Raw genomic sequence first — 15,297 nt, 5'->3', positions numbered from 1 at the left:
CCCGCCGGCCCGGGCCCGGACCGGCAGGGCTGCCGCGTCAGGCCTTGCCGCGCTTGGTGGCGCAGTACTTCGGGGTGCCGTTCGCCCCGTCCTTGAGGCAGATCTCCACGGTGACGGTGATCCCCTCGCCGATCGACAGGTTCTTGCGCGCGCAGGAGTTGTTGGCGCCGTTCGCGTCCTCCAGCGGCACCCAGTGCGAGGCCTTCGAGTCGATCCAGCCGATGTGCCCGCTCGCCCGCATGCCGTCGGCCCGGTTGTCGCAGACGGTGAATATCTCACCGTCCGCCACGAAGCCGGCGGCTCCGCCGTTGAACGGATCCGTGGTGTCGACGTAGACATCAGTGCCCGCCGCCGCCGGTCCGGCGGCGAACATGACGGCGGCCGCTCCGGCGAGCAGCGCCCCCATCACGGTCTTCGCGTGAAAAGTCACGTTGTTCCCCCTCTGTGCAAAAAATGGTCGTGACATGTATATGACAGAAGGGAAATCGTGTCAAAGATCCACCCGGCCCCGGCCCGCCGCGCGGGCGGAAGGCCGGGGCCGGATGGGCCTGATCACGCCTTGAGCGCCGCGTCGATCACCGAGTTGAACTCGTCCGCCGTCATCGGCGCGTTCTGGGTGCCCGGGGCGGTGAGCATCTTGCCGTCCATGACGAGGGACGGGGTGCCCCGTACGTCGTCCTTGTTGGTGTCGAAGGTCTTCGACATGGCCAGCGCCCAGGCGTCGTAGGTGCCGTCCTTCAGCGCGGCCTGGAACTTGGTGTTGTCCTTCAGCGCCGGGACGGTGTTCGCGATCTTGATCAGGTAGGCGTCGTCCTTGAACTTGTCGTCCGACTCCTCCGGGTGCCACTTCTGCGAGTAGAGCGCGCCCTTGAAGTCCAGGAACGCCTCGGGGCTGACGTCGAGCGCGGCGCCCAGGGCGCTCATCGCGTTCTTGGAGCCCTCGCCGCGCGTGCCGATCTGACCCTCGCTGAGCGAGTCGCCGTCGAGGAACGTGCCGCCGACGAACTGCAGCTTGTACTTGCCCTCGTCGACGTTCTTCTTGATGGTCTGGCCCACGCCTTCCTCGAAGTGGGCGCAGATCGGGCAGCGCGGGTCCTCGTAGAGCTTGAGGGTCTTCTTGGCGGTGTCCTTGCCGATGACGACCGTCGTGCCGTCCTTGCCCGTGGTGTTGGCCGGGGCGACGACCTTCTGGTCCTTCGCGGCCTCCCAGTGGCCGGGCTTGTTGGCCTGGACGACGGCGTAGCCGATGCCGCCGGCCGCCGCCACCACGGCCACGGCCGAGCAGGCGACGACGACCTGCCGCTTGATCTTGGCCCGCTTGGCCTGGCGCTCGCGCTCGGCGCGCAGCCGCTCCCGGGCCGCCGTCTTCGCCGCCTGGCTGTTCCGCTTGCTCATGGTCGGTGTTCTCCTGTGGGACGCGCAGCTGTCCTGCGCGGGGTGGGGATGGGGGACTGCCGGGCTCGGAAGGCCGCCGTCGTTCAGACGAGAGCGGCCGGGACCGGGCACGGCGGTCCGCGCCGTCCCAGGGAGTGCACGAGGAGGCGGGTGCGCAGGGCGCAGTGGTCCGGTGCGGGGGGCACCGGGCGGCGTACCGCGCGGGTCCGGCGGACCGCGCTCGCCGCCACCGCGACCAGCAGCGGCCGGAACGTCGTCGCGGCCACCGCGCGCAGCAGCTGGGCCAGCGCCCGCTCGCCGCGGCGCAGCCAGCAGGCGGCGAGCAGGCCGACGCCGACGTGCGCGGCCAGCAGCAGCCACGCGGTGGCCGGCTCGGCCTGGGCGAGCAGCGCGGCCGGCCGGTCGGTGTCGGTGCCGGTCATCCGGGCCAGCGGGGTGCCGACGTCGGTGTGCCCGCCGCACAGCAGGTCGAAGCCGACCGAGCGAAGCGGCCCGGCGACCGGGCCGCCCGCGGCGCCGTAGCAGACGTGCTGGCCGGTGGTGAAGACGGTGTCGGCGGCCAGCTCCAGCGGGATCAGCAGGGCGGCGATCCGTCCGAAACCGCGCTCGCCGCCGGCCAGGGCGTAGGCGAGCACGAACACGGCGGCCGCGACCGCGGCCACCGTGTTCAGCGGCAGCGGGACCTGGGACAGCAGCACGTGCGACGCGGTGCTGAGCGTCACGACCACGGCCGTGAACAGTGCCGCGCGCACGGCTCTGAGTGGGGTCCCGGATATGTCCATAACGAGATACGAGTGTGTCACGTGGGCCGGTAAGGAGTTGCTAAAGGGGCCCTGCTCGTCACCGGGAATCTCCGGGGACGCCCCTCCGGGGCGGGGAGGAACCGGACGGACCGGCATGATCCTCGCCGTGCCGGGCGAGAACCGAGCCGGCACGGCAGCTCCTTCGCCTGCAGTGCCACACCGGGCCGGCCCCACCCCGGCCGGTGTCGATCGTGCGAGACCTGCGGGTTCGCCGGGCCCGCAGGCGACGTGAGCCAGGAACCTCCCCGCTTCAGCCGGGAGAGGGTTCAAAGACCCGCGATGCTCCCGTTGCGGAACAGGTCCACGAAGATCCGGTGGTCGGCACGCGCGCGCACCCCGTACGCGTGCGCGAAGTCGACGAGCAGCGGCGCGAAGCCCTCCTCGTCGCCCGCGATCGCCGCGTCGATGGCCCGTTCGGTGGAGAACGGCACCAGCGACTCGCCGGAGGGGTCGTCCGCCGCCGCGTGCATGGCGGCCGTGGCCCGGCCCAGGTCGGCGACCACCTGCGCGATCTCCTCCGGGTCGTCGATGTCGCCCCAGTCCAGGCCGACGGCGTACGGCGAGACCTCGGCGACCACCTGGCCCGCGCCGTCCAGCTCGGTCCAGCCCAGCCACGGGTCGGCGTGCGTCTGCAGGGAGCGACGGCAGGCCGCCGTGCGGTGGCCCTGGTGCTCGAAGTGCTCGCGGACCGCCCGGTCGGTGACGTACCGGGAGACCGCCGGGCTCCGCGCCTGCCTGATGGAGATCACCACGTCGTCCTCCAGGGCGTCGCTGTGGCCCTCCAGGAGGATGTCGTAGGACGGCGGCCCGGCCGGGCCGGTCCCGATGCGGCCGACGACGTCCTTCACCCGGTAGAAGTCCGGGCGGGCCAGAGACGCGTCCGGCAGCGTCTCCAGATAGCCGTCGAAGGCCGCGAGCACCTTGTACCGGGTGGCGGCGTCCAGCTCGATCGCGCCGCCGCCGGGCGCGAAGCGGCGCTCGAAGTCGCGGATCTCGGTCATGGACTCCAGCAGCCCGAGGCGGGTCAGGGAGCGGGCGTCGCGCAGCGTGTCCAGGAGGGGGCCCTCGGCGGTGTCCAGGGTGAAGGGCGGCACCTCGTCGCTCTTGGCACCGGTGGCCAGGGCGTGGATCCGGTCGCGGTAGGCGGTCGCGTAGAGGGTCACCAGCCCGGTGATCTGCTCGTCGCTGAGCGCCTTGGCGTACCCGAGGACGGCGAGGGAGCCGGCGAAGCGCTCGAGGTCCCGGGTGAACGGGCCGACGTACGCCTCGTCGAAGCCGTTGACGCCGAAGACCAGGCAGCCGTTCGCGTCCAGGTGGGTGCCGAAGCTCTCCGCGTGGAGGTCGCCGTGGATCCACACGCGCGAGGTGCGTTCGTCCAGGTACGGACCACCGGATGTCCTCCCGCCGCCCGGCCCGGCGCTCCCGGCGCCCAGGTCGTGGTGGAAGAGGCACGCCGTGCCCCGGTGGAACGCGAGGGCCGAGGCCGCCAGCCTGCGGTACGTGGCGCGGAACGCGGCCGGGTCGGCGGTCAGGAGCTCGCCGAAGGCGGTGTCGAGGACGGCGAGGATCTCCTCGCCACGCTGCTCGTCGTTGAGCGGGTGGACCGACATCGCGGGGTGCCTCCAGGTGCGGTGGTGCGCTGACGTGTGGAGTGGGTCCGGCCGGGCCTTCCCCCACGCCAACGTCCGGCGGTGCGACGGAGTGCCCGCGCCCTCCCGCCCGTAGGTACGGCGCGGACCGGGCCCGGGTGTCAGTGCCGGGGCCTAGACTTCGAGGCCGTCCCCAGACTGTCCGTATCCCGTGACCGCCTATTGTTTTCGATGGAGGCCGTACCGTGTCGAAGCCGCCCTTCACGCACCTGCACGTCCACACCCAGTACTCGCTGCTGGACGGTGCCGCGCGGCTGAAGGACATGTTCAAGGCCTGCAACGACATGGGCATGACGCACATCGCCATGTCCGACCACGGCAACCTCCACGGGGCGTACGACTTCTTCCACTCCGCGCAGAAGGCCGGGATCACCCCGATCATCGGCATCGAGGCGTACGTCGCCCCCGAGTCCCGGCGCAACAAGCGCAAGATCCTGTGGGGCCAGCCGCACCAGAAGCGGGACGACATCTCCGGTTCCGGCGGTTACACCCACAAGACGATGTGGGCGGTGGACCGGACGGGCCTGCACAACCTCTTCCGGCTGTCCTCCGACGCCTACGCCGAGGGCTGGCTGCAGAAGTGGCCCCGCATGGACAAGGAGACCATCGCGCAGTGGTCCGAGGGCATCGTCGCCTCCACCGGCTGCCCCTCCGGCGAGGTGCAGACCCGGCTGCGCCTCGGCCACTTCGACGAGGCCCTGAAGGCCGCCGCCGACTACCAGGACATCTTCGGCAAGGACCGCTACTTCCTGGAGCTGATGGACCACGGCATCGACATCGAGCGCAAGGTCCGCGACGGCCTGCTGGAGATCGGGAAGAAGCTCGGCATCCCGCCCCTGGTCACCAACGACTCGCACTACACCTACGCGCACGAGGCCGGCGCCCACGACGCCCTGCTGTGCATCCAGACCGGCAAGAACCTCTCCGATCCCGACCGCTTCAGGTTCGACGGCACCGGCTACTACCTGAAGTCCACCGAGGAGATGTACGCCATCGACTCCTCGGACGCCTGGCAGGAGGGCTGCGCCAACACGCTCCTGGTCGCCGAGATGGTCGACACCACGGGCATGTTCGAGAAGCGCGACCTCATGCCCAAGTTCGACATCCCCGAGGGCTACACCGAGGTCACCTGGTTCCAGGAGGAGGTCCGCCGCGGCATGGAGCGCCGCTTCCCCGGCGGCATCCCCGAGGACCGCCAGAAGCAGGTCGAGTACGAGATGGACGTCATCATCCAGATGGGGTTCCCGGGCTACTTCCTCGTCGTCGCCGACTTCATCATGTGGGCCAAGAACCAGGGCATCGCCGTGGGCCCCGGCCGTGGCTCCGCGGCCGGCTCGATCGTCGCCTACGCGCTCGGGATCACCGACCTCGACCCCATCCCGCACGGCCTGATCTTCGAGCGGTTCCTGAACCCCGAGCGCATCTCGATGCCCGACGTCGACATCGACTTCGACGAGCGCAGGCGCGTCGAGGTGATCAGGTACGTGACGGAGAAGTACGGCGCCGACAAGGTCGCCATGATCGGCACCTACGGCACCATCAAGGCCAAGAACGCGATCAAGGACTCCGCGCGCGTGCTCGGCTACCCGTACGCGATGGGCGACCGCATCACCAAGGCCATGCCCGCCGACGTCCTCGGCAAGGGCATCCCGCTGTCCGGCATCACCGACCCCGAGCACCCCCGCTACTCGGAGGCGGGCGAGGTCCGCTCGATGTACGAGAACGAGCCGGACGTGAAGAAGGTCATCGACACCGCACGCGGCGTGGAGGGCCTGGTCCGGCAGATGGGCGTGCACGCGGCCGGCGTGATCATGTCCAGCGAGACCATCACCGAGCACGTCCCGGTCTGGGTCCGGCACACCGACGGCGTGACCATCACCCAGTGGGACTACCCGAGCTGCGAGTCGCTCGGCCTGCTGAAGATGGACTTCCTGGGCCTGCGCAACCTGACGATCATGGACGACGCCGTGAAGATGGTGAAGTCCAACAAGGGCATCGACATCGATCTCCTCGGTCTGGAGCTGGACGACCCCAAGACCTTCGAACTGCTCCAGCGCGGCGACACCCTCGGCGTCTTCCAGTTCGACGGCGGCCCCATGCGCTCCCTGCTGCGCCTGATGAAGCCCGACAACTTCGAGGACATCTCCGCCGTCTCGGCCCTGTACCGGCCGGGCCCCATGGGCATGAACTCCCACACCAACTACGCCCTGCGCAAGAACGGCCAGCAGGAGATCACCCCGATCCACCCGGAGCTGGAGGAGCCGCTCAGGGAGGTCCTGGACGTCACCTACGGCCTGATCGTCTACCAGGAGCAGGTGCAGAAGGCAGCCCAGATCATCGCCGGCTACTCGCTCGGCGAGGCCGACATCCTCCGCCGCGTGATGGGCAAGAAGAAGCCGGAGGAGCTGGAGAAGAACTTCGTCATCTTCCAGGCCGGCGCCCGTAAGAACGACTACAGCGACGAGGCCATCCAGGCCCTGTGGGACGTGCTGGTCCCCTTCGCCGGCTACGCGTTCAACAAGGCCCACTCCGCCGCGTACGGCCTGGTGTCGTACTGGACCGCCTACCTGAAGGCCAACTACCCCGCCGAGTACATGGCCGCGCTGCTGACCTCGGTCAAGGACGACAAGGACAAGTCGGCGGTCTACCTCAACGAGTGCCGCCGCATGGGCATCCGGGTGCTCCCGCCCAACGTCAACGAGTCCGAGTCCAACTTCGCCGCGCAGGGCGACGACGTGATCCTCTTCGGCCTGTCCGCCGTGCGCAACGTCGGCACCAACGTCGTCGAGTCGATCATCAAGTCCCGCAAGGCCAAGGGGAAGTACGCCTCCTTCCCCGACTACCTCGACAAGGTCGACGCGGTGGTCTGCAACAAGCGCACCACCGAATCGCTGATCAAGGCCGGCGCCTTCGACACGATGGGCCACACCCGCAAGGGCCTCACCGCGCAGTACGAGCCGATGATCGACAACGTGGTCGCGGTCAAGCGCAAGGAGGCCGAGGGCCAGTTCGACCTCTTCGGCGGGATGGGCGAGGAGAGCGGCGACGAGCCCGGCTTCGGGCTGGACGTGGAGTTCTCCACCGAGGAGTGGGACAAGACGTATCTGCTCGCCCAGGAGCGGGAGATGCTCGGCCTGTACGTCTCCGACCACCCCCTGTTCGGCCTGGAGCACGTGCTCGCGGACAAGGCCGACGCCGGTATCGCCCAGCTCACGGGCGGCGAGCACGCCGACGGCGCGGTCGTCACCATCGGCGGCATCATCTCCGGCCTGCAGCGCAAGATGACCAAGCAGGGCAACGCCTGGGCGATCGCCACCGTCGAGGACCTGGCCGGCTCCATCGAGTGCATGTTCTTCCCGGCGACGTACCAGCTGGTGTCGACCCAACTCGTCGAGGACGCCGTGGTGTTCGTCAAGGGGCGGCTGGACAAGCGGGAGGACGTGCCCCGCCTGGTCGCGATGGAGCTGATGGTCCCCGACCTGTCCGCCGCGGGCGCCAACGCACCGGTGATCCTCACCATCCCCGCCCTGAAGGTCACCCCGCCCATGGTCAGCCGCCTCGGCGAGATCCTCAGCCACCACAAGGGCGACAGCGAGGTCCGCATCAAGCTGCAGGGGCCGCGCAAGACGACCGTGCTGCGCCTGGACCGGCACCGGGTCAAGCCGGACCCCGCGCTGTTCGGCGACCTGAAGGTGCTGCTCGGCCCGTCCTGCCTGGCCGGCTGACGAGAGCGAGGGGCGTGCCCGGGAACACCGGGCACGCCCCTCGCCGTTACGTGGGCCCGTTCAACGGCTCCGCCGGCAACCTCAGTTGTGGCCGAAGCGCTTCTGACGTCCCTTGCGGCCCGTGTCGGTGGGACTCGCCTGCGGCGCGTGGTGGTGCTCGGGTTGCGGCTCCGTCACGGAGTGCTCCGTCTCCCGAGGGCCGTTCGCGGCCACGGACGTCTTCTGCCGGCTGCGGTCCTGCTTCCGGTTCTTGGCCATGGTGATCAGCCTCCTGTGGGGGATCTAGGGGCCAGGGCCGGGACCAGACTCACACAGGCCGTCAATGAACGCATGTCGGATAATTACCGTATGTAACACGGGTCATCGGACCGCCGGCCCCGGAAACGCCACGCCGAAGATCGAGTTCGGACCGTTAACCCCGGCCGGGTCGGGCAGACTCGAAGCAAGCCCGAAGCAAACCCGAAGCAACCTCCCGGAAAGAGGGTGGATCGCGTGGACCGCTGCATCGTCCTGGTGGACGCCGGGTATCTGCTGGGGGCCGCCGCGAGCCTCCTCGCCGGGGAGCCGTCGCGGTCCCGGATCACCGTGGACCACACCGCCCTCGTCCAGGGGCTGCGCGAACAGGCCGAGTCCGACACGCAGCGGCCCCTGCTGCGCATCTACTGGTTCGACGGCGCCCCCGACCGCGTACCGCAGCCCGAGCACCGCCGGCTGCGCGTGATGCCCCGGGTCACCGTCCGGCTCGGCGCGCTCACCCGCAGCGACGGGCGCTGGGCACAGAAGGGCGTGGACGCCGCCATGCACGCCGAACTCACCGAACTGGCCCGCAACCGCGCCTGCTCCGACGTCGTCCTCGTCACCGGCGACGGCGACCTGCTGCCCGGCATGATGGCCGCCAAGGAACACGGCGTCGCCGTCCACCTGTGGGCGGTGCAGGCCGCCGACGGCGACTACAACCAGTCCGAGGACCTGGTGGCCGAGGCCGACGAGCGGCGCGTCCTGGACCGTACGTGGATCACCAAGGCCGTCCGCGCCAAGGAACTCGGCGGCGTCTGCGCGCCCCCGCCCGCGCCCCGTCCCGAGATCGCCGCGATCCTCTCCGCGCCGCTGCCCGAGTCCACGCTCGGTGCCACCGCCGAACGCCCCGCCGAGCAGCGCCCGCATCCGGCCGCCGCCTCCGGCCGCAACCTCACCGAGGAGCGGGCACCGGCCGGCAAGGGTGTCCCCACCCCCAAGGACCTCGCCGCGCTGCGCGCCCCCGGCGCCCCGCCCGTCCAGCACCCCGCCCCCGCCACGGCCACCCTGCGCTGGTCCTCCGACCGCGGCTGGGTGGACCGTCCGGGCGTGGCCGCCGAGCCCCCCGAGGCCGCCTCCATGCCGACCCTCGCCCAGCTGACCACGGCCGAGCAGCGGTGGGCGGACCGGGAGGAGGACATCACGACCGTCGGCGGCGACCCGTACGAGGTCGGGCAGGTCTTCGCCCGGCGCTGGGTGGAACGGCTGGGCGACCAGGCGTACCTGCAGAAGCTGTCGTCGATGTACCCGCGGATCCCGCACCGCATCGACGGCGAGCTGCTGCGCTACGCCGCCCGGTTCGGGCTGCTCGCGCACAAGGACGACCAGATCGACGAGCACGACCGGTACGCCATCCGGGCCGGCTTCTGGCGGGAGATCGACGTACGCACCTCCACCGAACACGCTCCCGCGGGTGACTAGTGCCCCGGCAGGCAACGTTCGCCCGTCAGGGAGCGGCGTCCGGTGCGTGCTCTGGGGGGTCCCCCTGCTCGAAGGGCTTGGGAGAGCGTGCCGGGCGTCGCGAAGGGGCGAACGTTGCCTGTTGCGGCACCAGGGTCCTCCTGACGGATCTCCGTGGGAGAAGGATCGGTGTCCGGTGCGCGTTCCGGTGACCCCTCTGCTCGGAGGGCCCGGGGGGAGTGCCGGGCGCCCCGGTCCCGCGGAGGTCCGCCAGGAGGACCCTGAGCGGCGGGCCCCAACGGGCGGGAGGCGACCCAAAGGAGAGCGGAGTCCGCCGACCACGTACCCTCGTCCCTTGTGAGGACGCGCGCGGTACAGGCACTTCGGCCCGGGGACGACGTCGTGTGCGCGGTGCGCGGACTGTCCAAGACCTATCCCGCGCTGCGCGGCCGGCGGGGCGTGCCCGCGGCGCCCGAGGTGCGGGCCACCGACGGGGTCGAGCTCGACGTCCGGCGCGGTGAGATCTTCGGGCTGCTCGGTCCGAACGGCGCCGGCAAGTCCACCCTCGTACGCCAGCTCACCGGGCTGATGCGCCCCGACCAGGGCACGGTGCGGATCCTCGGCCACGACATCGTGGCCCACCCCGAGCGGGCCGCGCGGATCCTCGCCTACCTCGGGCAGGAGTCCAGCGCCCTGGACGAGCTGACCGTCTCCCTCGCCGCCGAGACCACCGGGCGGCTGCGCGGCCTGGGCCTGAGGCAGGCGCGCGCCGAGCGGGACGCCGTGCTGGACGAACTGGGCCTCGCGCCGATCGCCGGGCGCCCGCTGAAGAAGCTCTCCGGCGGCCAGCGGAGGCTCGCCTGCTTCGCCGCCGCGCTGGTCGGCGAACGCCCGCTGCTGGTGCTCGACGAGCCGACCACCGGCATGGACCCGGTGGCGCGGCGGGCGGTGTGGTCCGCCGTCGACCGGCGGCGTGCCGAACGCGGCACCACGGTCGTGCTGGTCACCCACAACGTCATCGAGGCCGAGACCGTCCTCGACCGGGTCGCCGTCCTCGACCGCGGCCGGGTCATCGCCTGCGACACCCCGGCCGCGCTCAAGGAGCGGGTCTCCGGCGAGGTGCGCGTCGAACTGGTGTGGCGGGAACGGGCGCCCCTGGAGGTGGCGGAGGTCGCCGCGCTCAGGGAGCGGGCCGCGGAGTCGGGGCGCCGCTGGACCCTGCGGCTCGCGCCCGAGGAGGCCCGCGCCGCCGTCGCCACGGTCACCGGCGGGGCCGCCTACGCCGCCCTGGACGACTTCACCCTGGCCACGCCCAGCCTGGAGGACGTGTACCTGGCGCTGGGTGGTGCCGCCCGGCAGGGGCTGGTGAAGGCGTGAACGCGCGGGCCGGCCGGTCCGTACCGGATCGATGGGAGGATCGACGGGATCGCGCGGGCGCCGCGGGGAACCCGTCCGGCGCCGGGAGCGCCGCCGGGACGGCGACCGCACCCGCCACGCGCGCCGCGTACGCGGCGCGGACCGCGTGCGTCGTGGGGGCGGCGTCCGCCGCAGGGAAGAGGAGCAGTTCGACGTGAGTGTCGTACCCGCCGGTGTACTGCCGGGCGCGACGGCCGTGCAGGACGGCGGCGCCGGTCAGGCGGCCGCACTCGGCCCGCCGGCGCGGCTGTGGCCGTCGCTGGCCGCCGTGTACCGGGCCCAGCTGTCACGCGCGCGCGTGGCGCGGATCCCGCTGCTGTTCGTGGCGACCTTCCAGTCCGTCGGCATCATGATCATGATGCGGGGCGTGGTCAGCGGCGGCGGCGAGGCGGAGTACGTGGTGGCCGGCGCGTCGATCGTCGTCGTCGCCTACGTCGCCCTGAACCTGCTCGCCCAGTACTTCGGGCAGCTGCGGGCCAGCGGCGGGCTCGACCACTACGCGACGCTGCCGGTGCCGCCCGCGGCCGTGGTGCTGGGCGCGGCGGCCGCGTACGCGTCCTTCACGGTGCCGGGCACGCTCGTGACCGCGGTGTTCGGATCCGTGCTGTTCGGGCTGCCGCTGGGCAACCTGTGGGTGCTGGCAGCGGTGATCCCGCTCGCCGGCGCCGCGCTCTCCGGACTCGGCGCCGCCTGCGGGCTGCTCGCGCCGCGCCCGGAACTCGCCACCCTGCTCGGGCAGTTGGGCATGTCGGCGGCGCTGCTGCTCGGCGTGCTGCCCCCCGACCGCATGCCGGAGGCGGTACGGCTGCTGCGCGACCTGCTGCCGTCGACGTACGGCGTGGAGGCGTACGCGCGCACCTTCGCGGCCCGTCCCGACTGGGTGCTCGTGTTCACCGACATGGCCGTCTGCGCCGGGGTCGGGGTGCTCTCGCTGGCCGTCGCCACCTGGGCGTACCGCCGGGCGGCCGTCCGGTGACGCGGGTTTTCGACGCAACTGGCAGGATGACGAGGTGACCGCTCCGTTGACTCCGCCCCCGCCGCCGCACCGGCGGCCCTCACAGCCGTTCCGGTCCTCCGAGCACTCCGAGGCCGCGCAGGGCCGGCAGGTGCCGCCTGACGGGGCCGGTGCGGTGACCGCCCACGACCAGGACGGTCCCGGGCTGAAGGCCGAGATCCGGGAGGCCGTCGTCGTCCTGGTGGCCGTGGCGCTCGGCGGGGTGCTGCTGGGACTGCTCTGGCTGTGGCTGGCGCCGCGGGTGCCGATGGTCGGGGACGTGTCGGGGAACCTCTGGGCCGTCTACCCCAAGGACATCGAGGGGGAGCAGGCGATCGGGATCGACGGAACGTTCACGCTGCTGGGGCTGGCCTTCGGCGCGGTGAGCGCGGTGGTCGTTTTCCTGGTGCGGCGGCGCGGGGGCGTACCACTGGTGGTGGCGCTGTGCGCCGGGGGGCTGCTGGGGTCGCTGCTGGCCTGGCGGCTGGGGGTGACGCTGGGACCCGAGCGGGATCTGATCGCCCACGCCAAGGCGGTGGGCAAAGGGGTCACGTTCCCGGCGCCGCTGAAGCTGGGGGCGCCGGGGGCGCTGCTGGCCTGGCCGCTGGCCGCGCTGGTCGCCCACCTCGGGATGACGGCACTGTTCGGACCCCGGGACCCGGAGCCGTACGAGGAGACTCCGGCACCGTAGGTTTTCGGCGCCCGCGGCTACGGACGCCCGATCGGGGCCAGGACCGCACTTGTCAGGCTCGTCAGGTCGGACGGTGACAGCTCCACCTCCAGGCCCCTGCGGCCCGCCGAGACGCAGATCGTGGGGTGGGCGGTGGCCGAGTCGTCCAGGACCGTGGGGAGTCTCCTGCGCTGACCCAGGGGTGAGATGCCGCCGCGGACGTAGCCCGTGGTGCGTTCCGCGAGCGCGGGGTCGGCCATGGCCGCGCGCTTGCCGCCCACCGCCGCCGCCAGGGCCTTGAGGTCCAGGGAGCCCGCCACCGGCACCACGGCCACCGTCAGTGTGCCGTCGACGTCGGCGACCAGCGTCTTGAAGACCCGGTCCGGACCGACGCCCATCGCCTCGGCCGCCTCCTCCCCGTAGGAGGGGTGGGAGGGATCGTGGTCGTAGGCGTGGACCGTGTACGCCACGCCCGCCGAGGCGAGAGCCATCGTCGCCGGTGTCCCTCCCGCCCGTCGCCCGCCACCGCCCTTCTTCGGATGCGCTTCGCGCGCCCCTTCTTCCTGCTGCTTCTTCGTCTTCTTCGCCATGTTCACGGGGCTCCCGGTCCGGGCTCTCAGTTCAGGTTCGTCGCGCCGCGCGTCAACTCCGCCGCCGGCAGCGACGGCAGACTGCGGATGATCGCCGTCTCCCTGCGCAGGAGCTTCAGCTCGTCGCGCAGCCGGGAGGAGGTGTCGGGCGCCTGGAGCAGCCGCTGCTTGGCCGGCGTGTCGAGCACCATCGCCGCCGCCACCAGGTACGAGACCACGCTCGGCTCGTCCGGCAGCTCCGCGCCCGTGGACAGCGACCGCTCCCGCGCGCCCGCCAGCCGCTTCTGGTACTGCCGGAAGGCCCGCAGCACCCCCTCGGCCAGCGCGCCCGCCTCGTCACCGGGCTCCTCGGCCAGCTCCTGCAGCTCGGCCACGAGGAACGGGCCTGAGGCGTCCACCGACAGCAGCCGCACCCGGGTGGTCCCGGTGGCCAGCACCTCGAAGGTGCCGTCGGCCCGCTCCCGTATGGTCGCCGCGTCCGCCACGCAGCCCACGCCGTGGAACGCCTTGGCCGGGTCGGGGCCGAACCCGGCCGCGGCGCCGCGCTCGGGCAGGGCCGTCGGATCGGGCATGCCCAAGGCGCTCGCGGCCACTTCGTGGCCGTCGCGGATGGCCACGACGGCGAACCGGCGCGGTTCGTCCTCGGGTGTCTTCAGCAGCGCGCGCATCATCGCGCGATAGCGCTCCTCGAAGACGTTCAACGGGAGCACCAGCCCCGGGAACAGCACCGAGTTCAACGGGAAGAGCGGGAGGCGGACGGTGGTCACGGCGCAAAAGCCTAATGGTCGCGTCCGCCGCGTTCTCCCCGCGTCCGCCGGGACGGCCGCACCGGCGGTGCCGGCGGTGCCGCCCCCAGGTCGCGGCGCAGCGTGAGGAACAGGCCCAGCGGGTCGTCGGACAGCCGGTCCCAGGGGAACGAGGTGGCGTACGGGCCGATGAGGCGCAGCTGGACCAGGGCGTCCTCCCGGCGGTCGAGGTGCACCAGGACACAGGCCAGCAGGTTGCGGATCTCCGCGGGCCAGGGCGCGGCCGCCGGGAAGCCGGCGGACAGGGCGATCGCCCGGTCCGCGGCCGCGTCCAGCCGGACCCGCGGCACTTCGGACCCGCAGCCGTCGGTCAGGTAGGCGAAGGCGGCACGCAGCGGCAGCGCCTGCACGAGCGAGCCGGCCGGGGCGTCCTGGGCGGCCAGGTCGGCGAAGTCGAAGCACTCGCGGTGCGAGCCGTGCCAGCAGGAGGCCAGGTAGCGCAGGGCGGCGACGTGGCAGCCGTAGTGGTGCGGGGCACGGCGGACCGCGGCCTCCCACAGCTCCCCGAAGTACCGGTGCCCGGCGCGGCTGCCGCGCGCGTGGTCCAGCGCGATCCGCCACGGCACCGGATCGCGGTCGTCGGCGCGCGCGGCGGCCGTGATCAGCGGGCTGACCTCGCGCAGCAGCTCGGCCCGCGCGGGCGAGGGCCAGGCGCGGTCGACCGCGAGCTGGGCGGCGAGCAGCAGCGCGTCCGGGTCCTGCGGGGCGGCGGCGCGCCAGGCGTCCAGCCACTCGGTGCGCGAGCGGGCGAAGGCGGCCAGCCGGGTCGCGTACCGGTCGCGGTCCTCCCAGCGGGCCCGCCGGCGGGTGGCGGCGAGCAGGTCGGCGGCGGGACCGTACGCGCCCTGGGCGGCGGCGACCAGCGCCGTGCCGAGGTGTTCGTCGGGCACGTCGAGGAGCACCTCGTCGTCGGCGGGGAGCCCGGCGGCGGGGCACGGCACGTCTCTGGCCGTACGGGTGGGGCGGATGAACGGGGGGAGCAGAGCCATGGTGCCGACCATTGAAAGACCGCAGGTCGCGGCACGCCAGAGGGTGTGGGCAAGCCGGGGAAAGTTGTACGGCGGCCGGTCAAGAGAGGGTAAAAGGTGCTCGCTCGGCGCCCGGGGTTCCAGGGCCTGTACGACGTCTAGTTCCGCCGCAGCAGCCGGGTGGCGCCCGCCGCCACCGTGGTGGCCAGGGTCCAGCCGAGGAGGATCAGGGCCGCGGCGAGCCACTGCCAGCCGCCGCTCAGCCGCCACTCGCTCGCCTGGCCGAGGTCGACGACCGGCAGGAGCAGGTCCAGGGCGAAGAGGGCGGGGTTCCACTCGGGGTGCTCGCCCGGGTCGGCGGCCGGCCGGCCGGCGTGCGCGAACGCGAGCGAGCCGGCCGCCCACAGCACGGCCATCCACACCGCGGCCCGGCCCGGACGGTATCCGTAGGCCACCGTCCAGTCCTGCACGTAGCCCACGAGCTTGGCGGCGAGCGGCAGGGTCTCGCGGCGGCGGCGCTGCTTGGCGAGCAGTACCTCGCGCGCGTCCTCGTCCTCGCCCGCCTCCCGCAGCACGGCGGCCAGCC

At 72.3% G+C, this 15,297-nt stretch carries 13 protein-coding genes and 1 pseudogene; 5 read left to right on the top strand and 9 right to left on the bottom strand.

Going from position 1 to position 15,297, the window contains the following annotated elements; all coding sequences use genetic code 11:
- Nucleotides 1-37 precede the first annotated feature (37 nt).
- The 4 genes from RH94_RS36235 to RH94_RS36220 all read right to left on the bottom strand — a co-directional run bounded on the left by RH94_RS36235 (nucleotide 38) and on the right by RH94_RS36220 (nucleotide 3,808).
- Nucleotides 38-430, bottom strand: a complete 393-nt coding sequence (locus RH94_RS36235) for a hypothetical protein (protein ID WP_143204113.1) — start codon at nucleotides 428-430, stop codon at nucleotides 38-40.
- Nucleotides 431-552: 122 nt separating this feature from the next.
- A complete protein-coding gene (locus RH94_RS36230) occupies nucleotides 553-1,395 on the bottom strand; it encodes a thioredoxin domain-containing protein (protein ID WP_073952528.1) in 843 nt (280 codons plus the stop codon).
- Between the two features lie 83 nt (nucleotides 1,396-1,478).
- A complete protein-coding gene (locus RH94_RS36225) occupies nucleotides 1,479-2,177 on the bottom strand; it encodes a hypothetical protein (protein ID WP_073952527.1) in 699 nt (232 codons plus the stop codon).
- 287 nt (nucleotides 2,178-2,464) lie between these two features.
- Complete coding sequence (locus tag RH94_RS36220; RefSeq protein ID WP_073952526.1) at nucleotides 2,465-3,808, bottom strand: DUF2252 domain-containing protein; 1,344 nt, start codon at nucleotides 3,806-3,808, stop codon at nucleotides 2,465-2,467.
- A 224-nt stretch (nucleotides 3,809-4,032) separates the two neighbouring features.
- Between RH94_RS36220 and dnaE the strand changes: the two genes are divergently transcribed.
- Nucleotides 4,033-7,572: a DNA polymerase III subunit alpha gene (gene dnaE, locus RH94_RS36215; RefSeq protein WP_073952525.1), complete on the top strand. Its 3,540-nt coding sequence runs from the start codon at nucleotides 4,033-4,035 to the stop codon at nucleotides 7,570-7,572.
- 81 nt (nucleotides 7,573-7,653) lie between these two features.
- Here the strand turns inward: dnaE and RH94_RS41670 are convergent, their stop codons facing one another.
- On the bottom strand, nucleotides 7,654-7,830 hold the full coding sequence (locus RH94_RS41670) for a hypothetical protein (protein ID WP_199881135.1): 177 nt from the start codon (nucleotides 7,828-7,830) through the stop codon (nucleotides 7,654-7,656).
- A 234-nt stretch (nucleotides 7,831-8,064) separates the two neighbouring features.
- Between RH94_RS41670 and RH94_RS36210 the strand changes: the two genes are divergently transcribed.
- From RH94_RS36210 to RH94_RS36195, 4 genes are all read left to right on the top strand, one after another.
- Nucleotides 8,065-9,288 carry an NYN domain-containing protein gene (locus RH94_RS36210; RefSeq protein WP_073952524.1) on the top strand — a complete coding sequence of 408 codons (1,224 nt, stop codon included), beginning with the start codon at nucleotides 8,065-8,067 and terminating at the stop codon, nucleotides 9,286-9,288.
- Between the two features lie 381 nt (nucleotides 9,289-9,669).
- Nucleotides 9,670-10,644, top strand: a complete 975-nt coding sequence (locus RH94_RS36205; RefSeq protein ID WP_073952644.1) for an ABC transporter ATP-binding protein — start codon at nucleotides 9,670-9,672, stop codon at nucleotides 10,642-10,644.
- 193 nt (nucleotides 10,645-10,837) lie between these two features.
- Nucleotides 10,838-11,659, top strand: coding sequence for an ABC transporter permease (locus tag RH94_RS36200; RefSeq protein WP_073952523.1), 822 nt, complete (start codon nucleotides 10,838-10,840; stop codon nucleotides 11,657-11,659).
- Between the two features lie 34 nt (nucleotides 11,660-11,693).
- Nucleotides 11,694-12,368, top strand: a complete 675-nt coding sequence (locus RH94_RS36195; protein ID WP_073952522.1) for a hypothetical protein — start codon at nucleotides 11,694-11,696, stop codon at nucleotides 12,366-12,368.
- A gap of 17 nt (nucleotides 12,369-12,385) precedes the next feature.
- Here RH94_RS36195 and ybaK read toward each other — a convergent pair whose 3' ends face one another.
- From ybaK to RH94_RS45750, 4 genes and pseudogenes are all read right to left on the bottom strand, one after another.
- The gene (gene ybaK, locus RH94_RS36190) at nucleotides 12,386-12,937 is read right to left on the bottom strand and encodes a Cys-tRNA(Pro) deacylase (protein WP_079189320.1); all 552 of its coding nucleotides are present in this window, start codon (nucleotides 12,935-12,937) and stop codon (nucleotides 12,386-12,388) included.
- 26 nt (nucleotides 12,938-12,963) lie between these two features.
- Entirely contained in the window at nucleotides 12,964-13,704 is a 741-nt protein-coding gene (locus RH94_RS36185) for an LON peptidase substrate-binding domain-containing protein (RefSeq protein ID WP_073952520.1), read from the bottom strand.
- A gap of 11 nt (nucleotides 13,705-13,715) precedes the next feature.
- A complete protein-coding gene (locus tag RH94_RS36180; protein WP_073952519.1) occupies nucleotides 13,716-14,744 on the bottom strand; it encodes a hypothetical protein in 1,029 nt (342 codons plus the stop codon).
- Between the two features lie 125 nt (nucleotides 14,745-14,869).
- Nucleotides 14,870-15,297 (bottom strand): annotated as a pseudogene (locus RH94_RS45750) (oxidoreductase); the annotation flags it as partial.

Origin of the sequence: Streptomyces kebangsaanensis, assembly GCF_001906585.1 — a bacterium.
Classification (GTDB): Bacteria; Actinomycetota; Actinomycetes; order Streptomycetales; family Streptomycetaceae; genus Streptomyces; species Streptomyces kebangsaanensis.
This window is presented reverse-complemented; position numbering and strand designations above follow the sequence as displayed.

What these genes read in the sequence shown, in the direction of transcription:
- RH94_RS36230 (WP_073952528.1), bottom strand. Translation starts at nt 1,395, where the DNA reads ATGAGCAAGCGGAACAGCCAGGCGGCGAAGACGGCGGCCCGGGAGCGG.
- RH94_RS36225 (WP_073952527.1), bottom strand. Translation starts at nt 2,177, where the DNA reads ATGGACATATCCGGGACCCCACTCAGAGCCGTGCGCGCGGCACTGTTC.
- RH94_RS36220 (WP_073952526.1), bottom strand. Translation starts at nt 3,808, where the DNA reads ATGTCGGTCCACCCGCTCAACGACGAGCAGCGTGGCGAGGAGATCCTC.
- RH94_RS41670 (WP_199881135.1), bottom strand. Translation starts at nt 7,830, where the DNA reads ATGGCCAAGAACCGGAAGCAGGACCGCAGCCGGCAGAAGACGTCCGTG.
- ybaK (WP_079189320.1), bottom strand. Translation starts at nt 12,937, where the DNA reads ATGGCGAAGAAGACGAAGAAGCAGCAGGAAGAAGGGGCGCGCGAAGCG.
- RH94_RS36180 (WP_073952519.1), bottom strand. Translation starts at nt 14,744, where the DNA reads ATGGTCGGCACCATGGCTCTGCTCCCCCCGTTCATCCGCCCCACCCGT.